We start from the raw sequence: 18,374 nt of genomic DNA on the forward strand, positions 1-18,374 counted from the left end.
ATAATTTGACTATTCTGTCAAGGTAAAAATTGTAAATGGTGGCAAACTAATAAGTAATAAATATGTAGCATGAGGAGGTCTGTCGTGTCTTACTATGAAGAAGCCAAGAAGATATATGAACAATATGGTGTCGATACCGACTCTGTCCTGGACCAGCTATCTGGTATTTCCCTCTCTGTCCATTGTTGGCAGGGAGATGATGTTGGCGGTTTCGAGCGCCCTGATGCCGAGCTAGCAGGTGGTGGAATCCAGGCCACAGGAAACTACCCCGGCAAGGCAAAGAACGTCGATCAGTTGCGCCAGGATTTGGAGGAGGTATTCTCCCTGGTTGGAGGCAGCCATAGGCTGAACCTGCATGCAAGCTATGGGGAGTTCGGTTCCACCTTTGTTGACCGTGACCAGATTGAAGAGAAGTATTATCAGGGTTGGGTTGACTGGGGAAAGAAGATGGGCATCCCATTGGATTTCAACGGAACCTTTTTCAGTCATCCTATGGCTGATGACGGCTATACCTTGGCGAGCAAGGATGAGCGGATCCGCAGGTTCTGGATTGAGCACGCAAAGCGGTGCAGAAAGATTGCTGCCTGGATAGGGGAGCAACAAGGGAGCCCCTGTATTCTTGATACTTGGATTCCTGATGGTGCAAAAAACCTAACTGTTGACAAGTTCGGGTATCGTGCCATTCTCAAGGAAAGTCTTGATGAGATCTTTGAGACTGAATATCCAAAAGAGTTCATGCGTGATGCGCTGGAGACCAAGCTTTTCGGTATCGGAAGCGAAGCCTTCGTGGTTGGGTCCCATGAGTTCTATATGAACTATGCTGCACGAAACAACAAGATGCTCTGTATCGATATGGGACACTTCCATACCGAGGAAGATATCTCTGATAAACTCTCGGCAATCCTTCTCTTCGACGATGAGATTCTCTTGCATGTCAGTCGCCCCATGCATTGGGACAGTGACCATGTGGTTCTGTTCAATGACAAGATTAAGATGGTTGCAGAGGAATTGGTGAGAAGCGGAAAACTAGAGACTTCCCATATTGGTTTGGACTTCTTTGATGCATCCATCAACCGTATCGGTGCTTGGGTTACCGGTATCAGGGCAATGCGCAAGGCCTTGCTTTTTGCACTGCTTGAGCCGATTGATCAACTCATTGAATATGAAGAGTCAGGAAATGGGTACGCAACCATGGCACTGCTCGAGCAGCAGAGTGTATTGCCCTTCGGTGCTATCTGGGATGAGTACTGCAGAAGAACCAACACCCCTCTGGAAGGTGAACTGATTGATTTGATTGGTTTATATGAAAGGGAAGTACTGGAGGAACGTTCATGAGTCTTACATCACTGATCACCCACTCCAAACGGTATGGGTCCGACCCCTCCTTCGTTCTGTTGGGAGGTGGAAATACCTCCTATAAAGAGGGAAATATCCTCTATGTGAAGGCTAGTGGCTATGCGTTGGGAACCATAGATGAGTCGGGATTTGTCCGGATGGATCTAGGGAAGCTGGAGCATATCTGGGGAAAGCAGTACAGCAGCGATGATGAGGCGAGAGAGGATGAAGTCCTCAAGGACATGATGGACTGTCGTCTTGAGGGTGAAACAGCCCGTCCCTCTGTTGAGGCATTGCTTCATGCATTGCTTCCGTTCCCCTATGTCATCCACCTTCACCCTGCTCTGGTGAATGGACTTACCTGTGCACAAAAAGGAAAAGAGGCAGTTGCAAGGCTTTTCCCCGAGGCACTCTGGATTGAATTGGTTAAGCCTGGATTCATTCTTGCAAATACCGTTCGCACCCGGATGGCCGAACAGAAGAGGAAGACGGGGAGGGTGAGCTCCCTGATTTTTCTCCAAAATCATGGCATTTTTGTTGGAGGACAGAGCTTGGAGGAGATTGAAACCCTCTATGATTCATTGATGCAGAAGATTGCATCCCAATTAATCAGGAAACCTGATTTTACTCCCTTGAAAGCTGATGCCTCGAAAGTTGAAGTAATCAAGAGAGATCTTGGGCCCCTCACCTCTGAGCCAATTCTATTTTCCTGGAACAAGGAGTTTGCCCACTATCTGCAGGATGAGAACCATTTTCATGCTGTTGGCTCTTCCTTTACTCCTGACTATATCGTATACGCTGGGTTTAAACCGTTATGGGTTGGTGAAGGCCAAGACGTGATTTCGGCTTTCGAGCAGTTTACGTCAGAGCACGGGGTAAGTCCAAAGATTGTCTGCGTGCAGAACCTGGGGGTATTTTCCTTGGGAGAAAAGCCGATGCCACTCTTTTTGGATACCGTCTCTATCGCTGTATATACCGAGAGTTTCGGAGGTCCACGTTTCATGGATGATGCCATGATTGACTTCATCAGGAACTGGGAAGTGGAGAAATATCGTTCTTCAGTAGCGGCAAAGTAGGAAAGATGGCATCACTGCAGGATATAAACAAGCGTTTTAATGCGGTGATGCCGTTCATTACCCCGATAGGAGTGGTGCTGGGCCTGTTGCTTGGGCACCGTTTGGACCCCTATCGCTTTCTTGGTACCTACTTATTTGCATTCATTACCTTTGTGGGGGCCTTGGGAGTAAGCTATCGCCAGTTTGCCCAAATTGTGCATAGAATGACCTCAGTATTGTTGGTCCTTTTTTGCGCGCATATTGTGCTACCGGTTTTGGTCGCACTGCTAGGCCGTGTGGTATTTCCCACACAACCAGATATTGTCACCGGTTTTATATTGCTTTCTTCAATCCCTATAGCGGTAACTGCATTCATATGGTCGACAATATACGATGGCGATGCTGCTCTTGCTCTCTCCCTCATCATTCTTGATACCTTGCTTTCTCCCCTTTTGACTCCACTTACCATACGAGTTCTTGCAGACACCTCGGTGGTTATCGACCAAGGGGGAATCATGTCCAGCTTGCTGGTGATGATAGTCCTCCCTTCACTTGTTGGGATGTTGGTTACCCAAACCATGCCCAAGGTTGCTAAGGGAGCAGTGCTCTATCTCAGTCCGATTACCAAGCCCTTGCTTATTGCAGTGGTGGTGATCAATGTGGGAGTCCTCGCAGGTTCTCTCTCTTTTTCTTGGGTCTATGTACCGTTGCTTCTGATGAATTTCTTCGTAATCGTCCTGGGATTCCTGCTTGTTTACGTACTCGCCAGATACGTCTTGAACGTCGACCGACCCAGCCTGGTCAGCATGACCTTCACTGGTGGGATGCGGAACATCAGTGCAGCCTTGGTGCTTGCGACCACATATTTCTCACCACTTGCAGCATTACCCGTCATACTGGGAATTCTCTTTCAGCAAACCTTTGTAGGCTTGCTTGGAGGGGTGCTGTTTGCAAGGCGGGGGAAGCATCTTTCTTCATAGATATGGTTCCTTAGGTAGCTTCTTTTACCTTTCGATATTTAGGAAATATAGCTTCATATCTGTTTCGTGATAAAATCGTGCTAAAAAATGACTATTCAGTTATTGCAGATTTCTGAAATGGTGTCACACTAAGAGTGATGGTAGTTGTGACAGTAGTTTTGCTGTTGGCCCTGGTGTTCTACCAGGTACAGATAGAATCCGGGTTTTCCCGGAAAAGATTTCTTAAAGGAGTGTTTGTTATGAAGAAAACGTTGTTGTTTGTCCTCATTATGACTATGGTTCTTGGCGGAATATTCGCCCAAGGTACCAAGGAAGCAGCCCCCGCGGGTGAAAAAGAGATTGTCATTCTCGGAAAGAGCATGGGCAATGGATTCTTTGATGCAGTATTCAGAGGCAGTGAAGAAGCTGCTGCTGAAATCGGTGGGATCAAGACGACCTATATGGCACCTCCCCAGGCAACTGCAGAGGGACAGATTGAGATCATCGAGACCTTGATTGCACAGAGAGTTGATGGTATTGCCATCAGCGCAAACGATGCGGATGCATTGATTCCAGTAGCCAAGAAAGCCATGGCAGCCGGTATCAAGGTTATCAGTTATGACTCCGGCATCAACGTCGGTGGACGTATTGTTGACCTGTTGCCCAGTAACCCTGAACTGATCGGACGTCAGCAGGTGCAGCTTGCTGCTGAACTGACTGGCTACAAGGGTGATGTCGCAGTGCTTTCTGCTTCCGCGCAGGCTACCAACCAGAACCTCTGGATTGAGTGGATGAAGGAAGAAATCAAGAAAGCTGAGTATGCAAACATGAAGCTTGTTGAGGTTGTCTATGGTGATGATGCCCCTGATAAGAGCTATCGTGAAGCTGTCTCCTTGATGCAGAAGTATCCAAACCTGAAGGCTATCATCTGCCCGACCACTGTTGGTCTGCTTGCAACCGCACAGGCTGTCAAGGACGCTGGCAAGAGCGGCGTTGTCGAGGTAACCGGGCTTGGACTTCCTTCAGAGATGAAGGGCTACATCCTTGACGGCACCTGCCGCCAGATGGCTCTATGGAATCCGATCGACCTTGGATACAGCTCCACCTACATCCTCAATGGCCTTATTGAAGGTACCGTCGATGGTTCAACTGGTGAAGAGATTCCTGCCGGTCGCATGGGGGCCATCAAGATTGAAGAGAACGGTATTGCCTATATGAGTACACCCTATGTATTCAACAAGGACAACATCGAAGAGTTCGCAGAAATCTATTAATCGATTCAACCCCGGCTCCTGCTTCCCCTCGGAGGCAGGAGCTTTGCATAAGGAGGAACAATGCAACAGGCATTGTTGGAAGTTCAACACGTAACAAAGGTGTTTCCCGGTATCAGGGCCTTGGATGATGTGCATCTCTCCCTTCGACGAGGTGAAGTACATGCCCTTATCGGTGAAAATGGAGCAGGGAAGTCCACGCTGGTGAAGATTCTTACAGGAGTCTATTTCCCTACCAGTGGGTCGATGACCTTGGATGGTAAAAAGATTTCCTTTAAAAATGCAATCGACGCCCAACAGGCAGGGATTGTTGCTATCCACCAGGAAGCCTCCATGTTTCCCGAGCTCAGTGTCACAGAGAATATCTATATGGGACACCACCTTAGGAATCCAAAAACAAAGAAACTCGATTGGAAGACCATGTATGAGAGAACCCAGGGGTTGCTCCTACGTATGCAACTTGATATCAATCCTGACTCCTTGGTCAAAAATCTGAGTGTTGCACAGAGACATATGGTAGAAATTGTAAAAGCACTCAGCCTTGATGCAGATCTGGTCATCATGGATGAGCCAACCAGTGCGTTGACCGGCCGCGAGGTCGATGATCTGTTCAGAATTGTCCGTTCTTTGAAGGAAGAGGGCAAAGCAATTCTCTTCATCTCCCATAAATTTGAAGAGATATTTGAGATTTGTGATTATTACACGGTTTTTCGTGATGGCCAATATATAGGGGAAGGAAAGGTAGCTGAGAGCGATGAAGATACCATCATCAATATGATGATTGGACGCTCGATTGACCAGATGTATCCCCACCATGAACCGAAGATTGGCAAGAAGATACTTGAGGTCAAGCATCTCAGCCAGCTTGGTGCTTTCAAGGACATCTCCTTCGACTTGCATGAAGGAGAGATTTTGGGTCTGTTCGGTCTTGTTGGAGCTGGTCGCAGCGAGGTGGTCAGAACCATCTTTGGAATTGACAAGGCGAGTGAAGGGACCATGCATTTGCTGGGGAAACCTTTCATGCCGAAAGGTGCCATTGACAGCATGCGAAAAGGAATTGCCTTGGTACCCGAAGACCGTCAGAGGCAGGGTTTGGTGTTGAAAATGAGCCTTACCCATAATATCAGCCTACCGGTGTTGACCAATCTTTGCTGGAAAGGTCTGGTGACCAATAAAAAGACAGAAGCCAAGTACGTGCAGGAACATGGTGATCAGATGGAGATTAAATCTGCAGGATACCATGTTGATGCTGAGACGCTCAGCGGTGGAAACCAACAGAAAGTCGTACTTGCCAAGTGGATCGGGACGAATCCCAAGATTCTCATCCTTGATGAACCTACCAAAGGGATTGATGTTGCGACGAAGGCAGCAGTCCACGAATTTGTCTGCGAGATGGCAGACAAGGGTGTCGCAGTCATATTGATAAGTAGTGAGCTTCCTGAGATCTTGGGAATGTCAGACCGGATTGTCGTGATGCATGAAGGATACCAAACAGCCATTCTTGATGCAAAAGAAGCGACAGCAGAGTCAGTAATGCGTTATGCAATCACAACCGTACAGATGGAGGCCTCCAATGCCTGACCTATCCTTCTCCTCCTTTGTAAAGAAAGCACTGGCCCGTAGGGAGGCGGCTCTTACCCTGTTGTTGGTGGTGCTCCTTGTACCGATTTCCATCCGCTCCCCTCAGTTTCTTTCTGCGAAGAATATCTCCACAATCCTCAACGACATGGCAATCCTTTCCATTGTCGCCATTGGTGAGTTCTACGTTATTCTTGCAAACGGAATTGACCTTTCCGTTGGTTCCATCATTGCCTTTACCGGTATGGCTACCGGTATGATCAATGAGGCAAATCCAACAGTGAGCCCTTTGCTCTTGTTGCTTGCTGGGATGGGCATCGGCATGGTGATGGGACTGTTCAATGGCGTGTTGGTCGCCTACGGGAAAATCCCCCCCATCATTACAACGCTGGGTACGGTGAATATCTATCGTGGTCTTACCTTCCTTCTGAGCGGCGGTACATGGGTAACAGCACATGAAATGAGTAAAACCTACATTGACTTCCCTCGGAACACCTTTCTTGGTGTTTCAAACCTGCTCTGGATTGCAATCCTTGTTATCGCTGTCTTCTATTATTTCAGCAGGTATACCCGTACCGGTCGTGAGGTATATGCAATCGGAGGAAATCCGACGGCAGCAAAGTTCGTAGGAGTGAATGAGAACAGGGTCAGGGTAGTGGTATTCCTTATCAGTGGTACCCTCTGTGGTCTAGCTGGTGCTCTTTGGACCGCTCGGTATGCTTCAGCGGTTAATGAGATGGCAACTGGTTTTGAGATGCAGGCAGTTGCCGCTTGTGTGCTAGGGGGTGTCAACTTTGCAGGTGGCTCTGGTGGTATTATCGGGGTAGTCATAGGTACGCTCTTCCTTGGTGTCGTCACCAACGCACTACCGGTTATCTACCTGTCGGTTTTCTGGCAGACGTTCGTCCAAGGCTTGATTATTCTCATCGCATTGACGCTCAACACCATCAGCGACCAGCGAAAGACGAAGAAGCTGCTTGCACAGAGGAGAGGCTAGGTATGGCTGAAAAGAGAGATTTGATGACAAAATCCCGGCTTATCGACGAAATGTCGGTTAAGAATCGATTGATTGAATATTTCACACAGTGGGAAGTCCTGCTCTCCATCATTATCGTATTGGTGTTTATTTTCTTCACAACCAGAACCCCCTACTTTCTGGATTGGTTCAATTTGATGAATGCAACCTTTCAATTCAGTGAGAAGGCAATCATGGCACTTCCGATGATCTTCATCATCATGTGTGGTGACATCGATATTTCGATTGCATCCATCATTGCTCTTTGTGCGTATGTGGTAGGCAATGCTGCTCAAGGTGGGGCTTCCATTCCTTCCCTGATATTCCTCGCCCTGCTTGTTGGTACCCTTGCAGGTCTGTTCAATGGAGTGATGATTACCGCGCTTGAGATGCCGGCAATCGCTGTCACCCTTGCAACACAGTCATTATTCAGGGGAATCGCAATTGGTTTGTTGGGAGATCAGGCACGCACGGATTTTCCAGAGAATTTTGGTTTCTTCGGCCAGCAATTCATACCAGGCACCATCATTCCCTTTGAGTTCGTCCTCTACTTGGTGCTGGTATTACTCTTTGCTTTCATCTTGCATAAGACGACCTATGGAAGAAGGCTGTATGCAATCGGAAACAGTGCTGAAGCAGCACGTTTCTCCGGTATCAAGGTAAAGACCATGAGGGTTATCAACTTTACCGTAACCGGATTCTTCTGTGGTCTTACCTCAATCTTGCTTGCAAGTCGTATTCTCTCTGTCCGCTCAAACATTGCTACCGGATGGGATTTGGAGATCATCACATTGGTAGTCCTTGGTGGTGTTGCCATCACGGGAGGCAAGGGGAGTGTCTATGGTGTTTTCATCGGTTCCATGCTGGTTGGGTACCTTAAATTTGGCATGGGGTTGTTGAAGTTCAGCGGAACCCTGATGACTATCGTCATAGGATTACTCTTGATCATTGCTGTCCTGCTCCCACGTCTGCTTGACATGTACAAGGCGAACCGAAAGCTCCGGCTTCAGCAGCTGGGATGAACTTAGGAGGAATCTAACGATGAGAAGACAAGCATTCGTCATGCAGTTGAAGAAAGGGTATGAAGAAGAGTACAAGAAGCGTCATGACTCTATCTGGCCGGAATTGAAGGCGCTGCTCAAGGAGAACGGGGTTTCGGACTACTCCATTTTCCTTGATCGGGACAGTGGCCGCCTCTTTGCTTTCCAGAAATCGGAGGGCGAATCTGGGAGCCAGGATCTTGGCTCCAGCCCCATTATACAAAAGTGGTGGGCTTATATGGCCGATATTATGGACACAAATGAAGACAACTCCCCTGTCTCGCTTCCCCTGGAAGAAGTCTTTCATATGGATTAACGATTCTCTTTCGGAAACACTTGAAATGTTCCTATTACTATAATAGAATCGAAAGAGTAATGAAAGTGATAAGAAAGTAGGAGTGTATCATATGATAGGGCTTTCCCCTCGGGAAAAAAGCATCCTCGAGCTTCTGAAACGTGGTGAAGAGTATCCTGTATCTCGGCTCAGTGAAGAGCTTGGAGTTTCTGCGGTTACCATCCGGGGGGATTTGCGAGACCTTGACTCCAAAGGACTGGTGATACGGAGCCATGGCCGGGTAATAGTTGCATCTGCTCCACAGGCGGCATTCCGTGATGATACCAATACTCCCAAAAAAGATCTGATTGCGAAACTCGCTGCCACCTTGGTAAAGGATAATGACTTTATTATGATTACCAATGGATCCACCTGTTCTTTGATCCCTCGCCATATCTTCGGGAAACGTAATGTACGGGTGGTAACCAATTCAACACTCATTCTGCCCTATGCACGGGCAAATACCCAGTTGCAGGTTACCTTGGTGGGCGGAGAGTACCGAAGCGAAGCTGAAGCCCTTGTTGGACCTGCGGCCATTTCCCAAATTGAAAACTACCATGTATCCACCACCTTTTTTGGTACGGATGGATTCACCATAGAACATGGTCTAACCACCAGTTTGATTGAAAATGCACAGGTGGTACAACGCATGTGCGCACAAGCTACCCGGCGGGTGTTGTGTGTCGATTCCTCAAAAGTGGGGAATCGCGGTTTTGTACGGATCATGCCGGTAACAGAGATAGATACCATTGTCACAGACAGTGGTTTTCCTGCAGACCTGATCGTCCAGCTCGAGGAACAGGGCGTCGAGGTCCTTATTGCTAAGTAGAGGAGAGAACACATGGCACAACAAGTTGTGATGCCCAAACAGGGTAATTCAGTGGAATCCTGCATTATTGTAGAATGGAACGTCCAAGTAGGCGACAAAGTCGCTGTAGGGGATGTCCTATGCTCAGCAGAAACAGATAAATCAACCATTGATGTAGAATCGACCGCTGAAGGTGTGGTACTGGCCATACTTTATGAGGAAGGGGATGATGTCCCTGTAATGGTCCCCATCGTCATAGTTGGAGAAGAAGGCGAGAAGTTCGAACTTCCCAAGAAAGAACCCAGTACAGAAAATCCAAAGGAAGAAAAGCAAGAAGCAACAGCTCCCGAAAACAAACAAGCAGAGAAAGCGGCCGCTGTTGTTACTGCAGGGGAGGCTCAGGGCTCCAGCCCTAGGGCACGGAACCTGGCATCTTCCCTGGGTGTCCCTCTTTCCTCTGTACAACCAACTGGTCCCAAGGGACGCATCATTGAACGTGATGTAGCATCTGCTAGTGGCCAGCCCCTTAGTCCGGTGGCAAGGCAGCAGGCTCTTGAGCAGGGAGTCCAAACACCACAACGTGGCAGTGGCATTGGTGGAAGAGTCCTCTCTTCTGATCTGCAGGAGAAACCAGCGATTGCTACTCCGTCTCGCCTTGGTGAGGTTTCTGAAGAGATTCAGGAGATTCCTGTGAAGGGAATTCGCAAGGTGACCGCCAGACGGATGATGGAGTCCATCCATTCCACTTGCCAGCTTACCCTCCATGCCCAGGCTGATGCACGCGCCCTCAAACGTCTGAGAGCTGGATTCAAGAATGCAAAGAGTGAACTTGGTTTGAATAAGGTTACAATCAATGATCTGATCCTCTTCGCCGTCAGCAGAACCTTGCTGGAATTCCCTGCATTCAATGCACACTTTCTTGGTGACAAGATCCTACGGTTTGGCCACGTACATCTTGGTGTCGCTACTGACACACCGAAGGGGCTTCTGGTTCCTGTGGTGCGCAACAGTGATGTGCTTAGTCTCCGTCAACTCTCTGAAGAGACCAAAAGCTTGGTTGATAAGTGTAAAGAAGGAACCATACAACCTGATGAGCTCAGTGGTTCAACATTCACGGTAAGCAATGTAGGAGCCTTCGGGATTGAAGCGTTCACACCGGTGCTTAATGTTCCTGAGGTTGCAATCCTTGGTGTTGGAGGTATAAATCTCAAGCCGGTAGAGGATGAGGATGGGGATATCATCTTTGTTGAGAAGATTGGACTTTCGCTGACAATGGATCATCAGGCTGTCGATGGTGCAGACGCTGCACGCTTCCTAAAGGCTTTGATGGACAATATTGCTTCCATCGATCTCTTGTTGGCACTGTAGGAGGATACATGAGTACCTATGATCTAATTGTCGTCGGTAGCGGTCCTGGTGGATACGTTGCTGCAGAAAGGGCAGGAGCACTTGGTAAAAAGGTCTTGCTGATAGAAAGAGGCTACCTTGGAGGAGTCTGCACCAACTGGGGATGTATTCCCACCAAGAGCCTTCTTAACAGTGCCAAACTCTATCATCATTCCCTTGATGGTGCCAAGCATGGCGTCCAGGCTGCATCGGTAACGTTCAACCTTCCCGATGCAATGACTTGGAAGAATGATACGGTCAAGACGCTGAGAAGCGGAATCGAGTTTCTGATGAAAGCAAACAAGGTGGAGACTGTTTTTGGTGAAGCCGAATTCGTCGACCCCCACCATGTGAAGGTGGGTGATACCGTCTATGAAGGATCCTACCTTGTGGTGGCCACAGGGTCTTCTGCTTTCGTTCCACCTCTCCCTGGCGCAAAACTGGAACATGTGCTTACCAGTAACGAGATTCTGGACCTAGAGGAGGTTCCCGAGTCGCTGGTTATCATCGGTGGTGGAGTGATCGGGGTTGAATTTGCCTCCTTCTTCTCCATGATCGGGACCAAGGTCACTGTCATCGAGATGATGGATGAGATTCTTCCCATGATGGATGCAGAGTTCGCCAAGCTTATGAGACGTGAACTCAAGGAAGTGGACTTCCATCTTGGCTGCAAAGTAGAGGAAATTACCAAGGAAGCAGTATTCTATACTGATGCCAAGGGAAACAAACAGTCCACTGAAGCCTCCTTGGTCCTGATGAGCGTTGGGCGTAGGCCAAACACTCAAGGGATGGAAAAACTTGGCTTGGATATTGACCGAAGAGGGCTTGTGGTAAACGACCGCCTCCAGACCAATGTTGCCAACATCTGGGCAATAGGAGATGTAAACGGTCGATCCCTTCTTGCACATAGCGCTTCCCGCATGGCAGAGGTTGCGATTTGCAACATCTTCGGATCAAAAGAGATGCGTATGCGTTACAACGCAATACCTTGGGCTGTCTATGGGAACCCAGAGGCAGCTGGTTGCGGTATCACAGAGAAGGAAGCCAAGGAACAAGGAATCCCAGTGAAGAGCGAAACCGTGCAGATGCGCTCAAACGGTCGGTTCCTCGCAGAGCAAGGAAAGCGTGCATCTGGTTTGGTGAAAGTGATCTGTCACCAGGAAAGTGGTGCCATTCTTGGAGTCCACCTGCTGGGACCCTACAGCAGTGAAATCATCTGGGGCGCTTCTGCTCTTATCGAAGCAGAAATGAGAGTCCAGGATGTCAAAGAGATAGTATTTCCACACCCGAGTGTATCCGAGCTGATCAAGGATGCTTGCTTTGCACTCGACCATAGTCTGTAAGGAGTAACGACATGTCCAAAACGATACCATTTGATCCAGCAAAATTGAGGGAACCATGTACTATTGAAACCCCCTCTATTCCTGTTAACCAATACAAGAGTGACTTCAAGAAAGAGCTCAAACAATACGGAAAGGAACGCCTCATCCGTGCCTACTACGATATGCTCTTGATCAGAAAATTTGAGACCATGTTGGATACCATCAAGAAAGAGGGTGTGTATCAGGGAATCTCCTACAATTACCGTGGGCCAGCCCACCTCTCTGCAGGTCAGGAAAGTGCCGCAGTCGGGCAAGCAATGGTACTCGACCCGGAAGACCAGATCTTTGGTTCGCACCGTAGCCATGGTGAGATTCTCGCCAAGAGCATGAGTGCCATCTACAAGATGGAGGACAAGGAGTTGCTTGCCATCATGGAGTCTTTCATGGATGGGGAGACCTACAAGGTTGTTGAGAAACACTTTCCCGGAACGAGTGTTCGCGATCTTGCAGAGAACTTCGTGCTCTACGGTGCCTTGGCAGAGATCTTTGCCAAAAAGACCGGATTCTCCGCTGGCATTGGGGGCTCAATGCACACCTTCTTCAAGCCTTTTGGAAGCATGCCAAACAACGCGATTGTTGGCGGTTCCTGCACGATTGCTGTTGGTGCTTCCCTCTATAAGAAGATCAACCACAAGAAAGGAATCGTCATTGCCAATATTGGTGATGGTGCCCTTGCACGTGGTCCAGTCTATGAAGGGTTGGTACTCTCCTCAATGGACCAGTACAAGACCCTTTGGGATGAAAACCCAGGGTATCCCCCCTTCATGCTGAATTGTTTTGACAACCTTTACGCTATGGGTGGGCAACCTATTGGGGAGACAATGGGGTACAAAGTGGCAGCAAGGGTCGCCTCGGCGATCAATGAGTACTCCATGCATACCGAACGTGTTGATGGATTCAATCCTCTAGCCGTAGCCGATGCAACGGCACGCAAGAAAGAGATTCTTCTCAAGGGAGAAGGCCCAGCCTTCATGGATACCCTTACCTATCGCTACAGTGGTCACAGCCCCAGTGATGCGATGACGTACCGTACTAAGGAAGAGATGGAAGCGTTCCGCAAGCAGGATCCCATTGAGGCTTATGGAGATTACCTCCTTGAGAACAAGGTAGTAAGCAAGAAAGAACTCGACCAGTTTGATGCAATTCTTGAAGAGAAGATAAAAAAGACTCTCGAAATTACTGCTGATCCAGTACTCAGCCCCATGGTTGATGAGCATTTCATTGAGTCAGTCATGTTCTCCAATGGCAGCGTTGAGAAGTTTGATGACAGAGAACCGGTACTCCTCGAGAAACTGGAAGATAATGCAAGAGTGAAACAAATTGCCCGTAGAAGTCGCTATGCCTATGACGAAAACGGCAAGGAACTGCCTGCTGCAAAGCAGTACCAGTACCGTGATGCTGTCTTCGAAGCTATGGCCCACCGGTTCTCCATCGACCCGACAATGGTTGCCTATGGCGAGGATCATCGTGATTGGGGCGGGGCATTTGCCTGTTACCGAGGTCTCACCGAACTGCTTCCCCCTTCCCGTTTCTTCAACACCCCGATTGCTGAGTCAGCAATTGTGGGAAGTGGAGTAGGCTATGCAATGGCTGGTGGCCGTGCTGTTGTTGAATTGATGTACTGCGACTTCCTTGGTTGTGCAGGGGATGAGGTATTTAATCAAATGCCCAAATGGCAGGCGATGAGTGCCGGTGTCTTGAAGATGCCGCTTGTGCTCCGTGTATCGGTTGGAAACAAGTATGGTGCACAGCACTCTCAGGAATGGACCAGCATGGTCGCTTCCGTCCCTGGTTTGAAGGCAATGTATCCTGCGACTCCGTATGACGTTAAGGGAATGCTCAACTACGCACTTCGTGGTACCGACCCGGTGGTTTTCTTTGAGAGTCAGAAACTCTACGGAATTGGCGAGATGTTTGTCAAGGAAGGAGTTCCTGAGGGATACTATGAAATTCCAGAAGGAGAGCCGGTAATCAGGAGAGAAGGTAAGGATGTTACCCTCATTGCACTTGGACCCGCGCTCTATACTGCAACCAAGGCAGCCGAACAACTTGCTGAGAAAGGCCTTGAAGCAGAGGTGATCGACCTGAGATGGATTAATCCGCTCAAGTATGAGTTGCTCATTGAATCGGTAAAGAAAACTGGTAGAGCTGTCTTTGTAACCGATAGTGCTGAACGAGGTAGTTATATGCATACCGTAAGCTCCAATCTGAGCAGGCTTGCTTTCGATTATCTCGATGCTCCGACAATCGTGGTAGGGTCGAGGAACTGGATCACACCACCTGCGGAGATGGAGGAGTACTACTTCGCACAGGCGTACTCAGTGCTGGATGCAATCCACGAACAGATTTTGCCGATCCCCGACTATGTTCCCAAGAGCAACTACACCGATGGTGAGTTCTTCAGAACCAGTCGACTTGGCGTCTGATAAGGAAAGCCAATGGATTTGAAACAGCTTGAACAGAGCATCAATGCTAGAGATCTTGCTACTCGACGTACCTCGAGTAGTGAGATTGGCTTGCTGATTAGGCAAGGAAATCTTACCAGAATACCCCTTGAAGAGGTGAACAATCATGTGCATACCACCTATTCCTTTAGTCCCTACGAACCTTCTGCGGCAGCCTATGCTGCTTGGAAGGCAGGACTGGGAATTGTAGGAAGTATCGACCATGACAGTATTGGTGCGGCTGAGGAGATGCTGGAAGCAGCACAGCATATAGGAATTGCGAGTACCGTGGGGTTTGAGCTGAGAACGAGTTTTCTCGATACCCCGCTGGGGGACAGAAAGCTCAACAATCCAGACAGCATCGGCATTGCCTATATGTGTGTCCATGGAGTTCCCAAGCAACACATCCCTACGGTAGTGGAGTTCTTGAAGCCGGTGCAGGCAATTCGCAACCAACGCAACGAAGCACAAGTGGAAGCCTTGCAGGCCTTGGTGGGGAAGTATGGATTCGACTTGGATTTTACAAGGGATGTCTTGCCACTGAGTAGAGCTGACAAGGGAGGTTCTGTTACCGAGAGGCACATTCTCTATGCCATGGCAAATCAGAGTATCTCCATGTTTGGAAAAGGAGAAAAGCTGGTTCGCTTCTTGGAAAAGGACCTGGGGATCATACTTGCCGGTAAAGTACAACAGTGGTTACTGGAGGAAGATAATCCCCACTATGCATATGATCTCTTGGGAGTCTATAAGAGTACATTCCTTCCTCGGTTCTTCATCCAACCCTCCAAGGAGGAGTGCTTGGATGTTCATGATGTGGTCGCCTTCGCAAACAGCATTGGTGCCATTGCTGCCTATGCTTATCTCGGGGATGTGGCAGAGAGTGTGACGGGGGACAAGAAAGCAGAGAAGTTTGAGGATGAATTCCTCGAAGAATTACTGGATCTCCTGGTTGCCATAGGGTTCCCCGCGGTTACCTATATGCCTCCACGCAATACCAAGGAGCAGATGCTTCGCTTGCAAAAGCTTGCAAGGGAACGAAACTTGATGGAAATCAGCGGGGTGGATATCAACAGCAGCAGGCAAAGTATGAACTGTCCTGAGTTGTTGGAACCTACTGCAAGGCATCTTGTTGATGCTGCTTGGGCATTGGTAGCCCATGAGAAGCTTGCTTCCCGTAATGAGACGCTTGGTTTGTTCCATCCTGATAATCCTTTATCAGGGCTGTCTCTTGAGAAAAAGTTGAAACACTATGCAGCATTGGGAAGAGAGATGGATACACATGACCCATATTCTCTCATCGAACAGTTCTAAGGAGGAATGATGACTACATATACTGAACAGATCAATTTTGAGATTCCCCCAGTGCTTCGTGGATTGACTTTCGATGGCCAGAAGGGCTTGTTTATCCATCGTGTTACTGGAAAAAAAGGGGACTTGCTGCTTCCATCTCCAAAAGAGTTTGCAAGCATAGAGGAAGCTTCTGAAGTATGGAAAAAACTGCTTGATGCCTATACAGCACAGAGAAGGGTATTCCCTCCAGTGATAGAAATTGCAGGAATGGGCCTGCAGTATGGACTTGGGACCAACTATGATGAGGCCAGTAGGGCAGAAGGGGTAAGCCTGCTTCCCACGCTTCCTCCCTCTGCTAGCCGTGCTGACGTGGTACGTGACAAGGTAGCCTTGGTTACCGGTGGCGCCCAGGGTTTCGGGGAGGGTATGGTCCGCTCCCTGGTGGAGAATGGGGCCTTTGTCTATATAGCTGACATGAATGCAGAGGGTGCAAAGAAACTCAGTGATGAGCTGAACTACGAAGCCTGTATAACTGTCTCCAAACCTCTTATGGTCAATGTGAGTGATGAGGAGAGTGTTGAGGCTATGATGAACCAGGTCGCTGAAGAGACTGGGGGATTGGATCTGTTTGTCTCCAATGCCGGTGTGCTTCGTGCCGGTTCTGTGAAGGTGATGGAGTTGAAGGATTTTCAGTTTGTAACCAACGTCGATTATACGGGGTTCTTTATCTGCACAAAGTTCGCCTCCAGGGTGATGGCCCTGCAAAATATACCCAGCTCTTCATATTTTACTGACATTATTGCCATCTCCAGCAAGTCCGGATTGGAAGGTTCGAACAAGAATGGGGCCTATGCAGGTGCCAAATTTGGAACCATTGGACTTACACAGAGTTTTGCTTTGGAGTTGGTTGAGGATAACATAAAGGTCAATGCAATCTGTCCGGGCAACTTCCTTGACGGCCCGCTTTGGTCAGACCCGAAAAAAGGATTGTTTGTGCAGTACTTGGAAGCTGGAAAGGTTCCAGGAGCTAAGAGTATTGATGATGTAAGAAAGTTCTATGAATCGAAGGTGCCGATGAATCGTGGATGTCGCACAGAAGACGTCATGAAGGCACTTCTCTACATAGTCGAACAGACCTACGAGACAGGTCAGGCGGTTCCTGTAACCGGTGGCCAGGTCATGCTTAATTAGGAGAATGGAAATGAAAACACGTGCTATCCGTCTGTATGGAGTGAATGATCTTCGCCTCGAAGCGTTTGAACTTCCCCAGATTGCAGAGGATGAAATCCTCGCAAAAGTGATAACCAATAGTATTTGCATGAGCGACCATAAGGCCGCTGAACAGGGTGCAAGCCATAAGAGAATTCCCAGTGATGTCGACAAGAACCCGATCATACTTGGCCATGAGTTCTGTGGAGAGATTGTGGAAGTTGGAAAGAAATGGCAGGGCAAGTTCAAGGTAGGTTCACGCTTTTCGATTCAGCCAGCATTGAATTATAAGGGCACGCTTGATGCTCCTGGGTACTCGTTCCAATATATTGGGGGAGATTCCACGTATGTGGTAATTCCTCACCAGGTGATGGAGTTGGACTGCTTGCTCCCATACGATGGGGATGCCTTCTTCCTGGGAAGTCTTGCAGAACCTGTTTCCTGTGTGGTGGGAACCTTCCATGCAATGTACCACACCACCAACGGTTCGTATGAGCACCAGATGGGAATCGTCGAGGGTGGCAATATGGCCATTCTTGCCGGCGTAGGCCCCATGGGACTCTCTGCAATCGACTATGCAATCCATAATCCAGACCGTAAGCCTGGTCGTCTGGTCGTTACCGACATAGATGATGCTCGCCTCAATCGTGCGCAGGACTTGTACAGCATTGAGGATGCTAAGCAGAACGGGGTGGAATTGATCTACCTCAATACGAAAAACAGTAGCGACCCAGTGGCATCCCTGCTGGATTGCACTGAGGGGAAGGGCTATGATGATGTGCTGGTCATGGCACCGGTACGTATGCTGGTTGAGCAGGCTGATGCGATTCTTGCAAAGAATGGTTGTCTGAACTTCTTTGCCGGTCCCAATAAGACCGATTTCACTGCAAGTTTGAACTTCTACAACGTGCACTATGCATCGACCCATATTGTGGGTACCAGTGGTGGTAATACCGACGATATGAGGGAGTCATTGCATCTGATGGAAAAGGGGTTGATCAACCCTGCCGCAATGGTAACCCATATCGGAGGGCTTTCAGCAGTTCCTGAGGCTGTAATAAACCTACCCAACATTCCTGGTGGAAAGAAGATGATGTATACCCACTTGGACTTCCCCCTCACTGCACTTAGTGATCTTGCTGAGCTCGGAAAGACCAATGAGATGGCTGCAGAACTTGCGAAGCTGGTGGACAAGCACAAAGGGCTGTGGTCAGCTGAAGCGGAATCCTACCTCTTGGAAAACTGCAAGAAGCGAATCGAGGAGTAAT

Annotated in this window: 15 protein-coding genes; all 15 read left to right on the forward strand. The window is 48.6% G+C overall.

The window, feature by feature from the left end:
* Positions 1-84: 84 nt before the first annotated feature.
* The 15 genes from DYP60_RS02055 (at position 85) to DYP60_RS02125 (ending at position 18,373) form a co-directional block, all read left to right on the forward strand.
* Positions 85-1,335 (forward strand): L-rhamnose isomerase, encoded by a 1,251-nt coding sequence (locus DYP60_RS02055; RefSeq protein WP_117329209.1) that lies wholly within the window; start codon positions 85-87, stop codon positions 1,333-1,335.
* Positions 1,332-2,411 carry a class II aldolase/adducin family protein gene (locus DYP60_RS02060; RefSeq protein WP_117329210.1) on the forward strand — a complete coding sequence of 360 codons (1,080 nt, stop codon included), beginning with the start codon at positions 1,332-1,334 and terminating at the stop codon, positions 2,409-2,411. Before DYP60_RS02055 ends, DYP60_RS02060 begins: the two co-directional genes overlap by 4 nt.
* A gap of 5 nt (positions 2,412-2,416) precedes the next feature.
* Positions 2,417-3,370 (forward strand): bile acid:sodium symporter family protein, encoded by a 954-nt coding sequence (locus tag DYP60_RS02065; RefSeq protein ID WP_117329211.1) that lies wholly within the window; start codon positions 2,417-2,419, stop codon positions 3,368-3,370.
* A gap of 239 nt (positions 3,371-3,609) precedes the next feature.
* Entirely contained in the window at positions 3,610-4,623 is a 1,014-nt protein-coding gene (gene rhaS / locus DYP60_RS02070; protein ID WP_117329212.1) for a rhamnose ABC transporter substrate-binding protein, read from the forward strand.
* Between the two features lie 60 nt (positions 4,624-4,683).
* On the forward strand, positions 4,684-6,201 hold the full coding sequence (locus DYP60_RS02075) for a sugar ABC transporter ATP-binding protein (protein ID WP_117329213.1): 1,518 nt from the start codon (positions 4,684-4,686) through the stop codon (positions 6,199-6,201).
* Entirely contained in the window at positions 6,194-7,195 is a 1,002-nt protein-coding gene (locus tag DYP60_RS02080) for an ABC transporter permease (protein ID WP_117329214.1), read from the forward strand. Before DYP60_RS02075 ends, DYP60_RS02080 begins: the two co-directional genes overlap by 8 nt.
* A 2-nt stretch (positions 7,196-7,197) precedes the next feature.
* Positions 7,198-8,235, forward strand: coding sequence for an ABC transporter permease (locus DYP60_RS02085; RefSeq protein WP_117329215.1), 1,038 nt, complete (start codon positions 7,198-7,200; stop codon positions 8,233-8,235).
* Between the two features lie 19 nt (positions 8,236-8,254).
* The gene (gene rhaM, locus DYP60_RS02090; protein WP_117329216.1) at positions 8,255-8,569 is read left to right on the forward strand and encodes an L-rhamnose mutarotase; all 315 of its coding nucleotides are present in this window, start codon (positions 8,255-8,257) and stop codon (positions 8,567-8,569) included.
* A 91-nt stretch (positions 8,570-8,660) separates the two neighbouring features.
* A complete protein-coding gene (locus DYP60_RS02095; protein WP_117329217.1) occupies positions 8,661-9,416 on the forward strand; it encodes a DeoR/GlpR family DNA-binding transcription regulator in 756 nt (251 codons plus the stop codon).
* A gap of 12 nt (positions 9,417-9,428) precedes the next feature.
* Positions 9,429-10,763, forward strand: a complete 1,335-nt coding sequence (locus tag DYP60_RS02100) for a dihydrolipoamide acetyltransferase family protein (protein ID WP_117329218.1) — start codon at positions 9,429-9,431, stop codon at positions 10,761-10,763.
* A gap of 8 nt (positions 10,764-10,771) precedes the next feature.
* Complete coding sequence (lpdA, locus tag DYP60_RS02105; RefSeq protein ID WP_117329219.1) at positions 10,772-12,124, forward strand: dihydrolipoyl dehydrogenase; 1,353 nt, start codon at positions 10,772-10,774, stop codon at positions 12,122-12,124.
* 11 nt (positions 12,125-12,135) lie between these two features.
* Positions 12,136-14,589, forward strand: coding sequence for an alpha-ketoacid dehydrogenase subunit alpha/beta (locus DYP60_RS02110; protein WP_117329220.1), 2,454 nt, complete (start codon positions 12,136-12,138; stop codon positions 14,587-14,589).
* Between the two features lie 12 nt (positions 14,590-14,601).
* Positions 14,602-15,918: a PHP domain-containing protein gene (locus tag DYP60_RS02115; protein WP_117329221.1), complete on the forward strand. Its 1,317-nt coding sequence runs from the start codon at positions 14,602-14,604 to the stop codon at positions 15,916-15,918.
* A 9-nt stretch (positions 15,919-15,927) separates the two neighbouring features.
* Positions 15,928-17,088, forward strand: a complete 1,161-nt coding sequence (locus tag DYP60_RS02120; RefSeq protein ID WP_117329222.1) for an SDR family NAD(P)-dependent oxidoreductase — start codon at positions 15,928-15,930, stop codon at positions 17,086-17,088.
* Positions 17,089-17,098: 10 nt separating this feature from the next.
* The gene (locus tag DYP60_RS02125; protein WP_117329223.1) at positions 17,099-18,373 is read left to right on the forward strand and encodes a zinc-binding dehydrogenase; all 1,275 of its coding nucleotides are present in this window, start codon (positions 17,099-17,101) and stop codon (positions 18,371-18,373) included.
* The last annotated feature ends 1 nt before the right edge of the window (position 18,374 follow it).

Source organism: Sphaerochaeta halotolerans, assembly GCF_003429665.1.
GTDB classification, from domain to species: Bacteria; Spirochaetota; Spirochaetia; order Sphaerochaetales; family Sphaerochaetaceae; genus Sphaerochaeta; species Sphaerochaeta halotolerans.